The organism is bacterium, from assembly GCA_021372775.1.
Taxonomy (GTDB): Bacteria; Acidobacteriota; Polarisedimenticolia; order J045; family J045; genus JAJFTU01.
In genome coordinates, this window is sequence record JAJFTU010000276.1 from 1 (window position 1) to 1,723 (window position 1,723).

At 72.4% G+C, this 1,723-nt stretch carries 2 protein-coding genes; one reads left to right on the forward strand and one right to left on the reverse strand.

Going from position 1 to position 1,723, the window contains the following annotated elements; all coding sequences use genetic code 11:
* A complete protein-coding gene (locus LLG88_09700; protein MCE5247177.1) occupies window positions 1–780 on the reverse strand; it encodes a PhzF family phenazine biosynthesis protein in 780 nt (259 codons plus the stop codon).
* A gap of 175 nt (window positions 781–955) precedes the next feature.
* Here LLG88_09700 and LLG88_09705 point away from each other — a divergent pair.
* The coding region (locus tag LLG88_09705) for a DEAD/DEAH box helicase family protein (GenBank protein MCE5247178.1) at window positions 956–1,723 on the forward strand (768 nt) is incomplete at its 3' end.

Genomic DNA, 1,723 nt, shown 5'->3' on the forward strand with positions numbered 1-1,723 from the left:
TCAGAGGCAGTACGTCCCCTGCAGCACGAGCACGGCGCGGCCGGCGATGCGGACGCGGGCGCCGAGATCCTCGCAGACGAGGTCGCCGCCGCGGCGGGAGACCTGGCGCGCGGTGAGCGCCTTCTTCGCCAGACGCGCCGCCCAGTACGGCACGAGCGTGCAGTGCGCGCTGCCGGTCACCGGGTCCTCGGGGATCCCCGCGGCCGGCGTGAAGAAACGCGAGACGAAATCCACGTCGTCCCCCGGCGCCGTCGCGATCAACCCGAACATCTCCACCTTCGCCAGCGCCGCGAAGTCCGGCTCGAGCGCGCGGACCTCGGCCGCGCGGTCGAAGACGACCATGTGGTCGCGCGCCTTCGAGACCGGGCGCGGGGAGCAGCCGAGCGCCGCGAAGAGCCCCGCCGGCGCCTCGCAGGGAACGGCGGGACGGGCCGGGAAGTCGAGCGCCAGCAGCGCCCCTTCGCGCTCCACCGACAGCGGGCCGCTCTTCGAGGCGAACCGCACGATCGAGCCGGGATGGCGCAGCTCGTGGAAGACGACGTGCGCGGCGGCGAGCGTCGCGTGGCCGCAGAGGTCGATCTCCAGCTCCGGGGTGAACCAGCGGATGCGCCAGCCGGTCGTCTCGTGCACGAGGAACGCCGTCTCGGCGAGGTTGTTCTCGGCGGCGATCGCCTGCAGGAGCGACGCGTCGGGCCACGACTCGAGGATGGCGACGGCCGCGGGGTTCCCGGCGAACGGGCGGTCGGTGAAGGCGTCCACCTGGTAGAGCGGGAAGCGCATCGTCCCTCCCGGCGTCATTGTGCCGCAGCCGCCGCGCGTCCGGCGCGCGGAATCGGCGAATTCGCGCCGCGCGCGGGGGGCGCGGCGACCGATGCGGAACGGCGCCCGCCGGACGGCGAAATCCGCCCCGCGCCGCGGGGGAGACGGATCCGCCTTCGGGCGGTAGATTGAGCGCATGCGCGCCCCGTTCGAACTCGTCTCCGAGTACCAGCCGACCGGCGACCAGCCGCAGGCGATCGACCAGCTCAGCGCCGGCGTCGCGGAGGGGCGGCGCGACCAGGTGCTGCTCGGCGTGACCGGCTCGGGCAAGACGTTCACGATGGCCCACGTCGTGCAGCGGACCGGCGTGCCGGCGATCGTCCTCGCCCACAACAAGACGCTCGCCGCGCAGCTCTACCAGGAGTTCCGGCGCTTCTTCCCGCGCAACGCCGTCGAGTACTTCGTCTCCTACTACGACTACTACCAGCCGGAGGCCTACGTCCCGAGCTCCGACCTCTACATCGAGAAGGAGGCCACGATCAACGAGGAGATCGACCGGATGCGCCACTCGGCCACCCGCTCGCTCCTCGAACGGCGCGACGTCGTCATCGTCGCCTCGGTCTCCTGCATCTACGGCCTCGGCTCCCCCGAGGCGTACCACGGGATGGTGATCCTCCTCGAGCGCGGCGCGCGCGAGGGGCGCGACTTCCTCCTGCGGCGGCTGGTGGAGATCCAGTACGAGCGGGCCGAGGCCGACATCCGCCCCGGCGCGTTCCGCGTGCGCGGCGACACGGTGGACATCTGGCCGGCCTACGAGGAGGCCGCGCTGCGCGTCGAGTTCTTCGGCGAGGAGATCGAGCGGATCCGGCGGATCGACCCGCTGCGGGCGACGACGATCGAGGAGCTGGAGCGGCAGCCGGTCTACCCGAACTCGCACTACGTCACGCCGAAGGAGCAGCTCGAC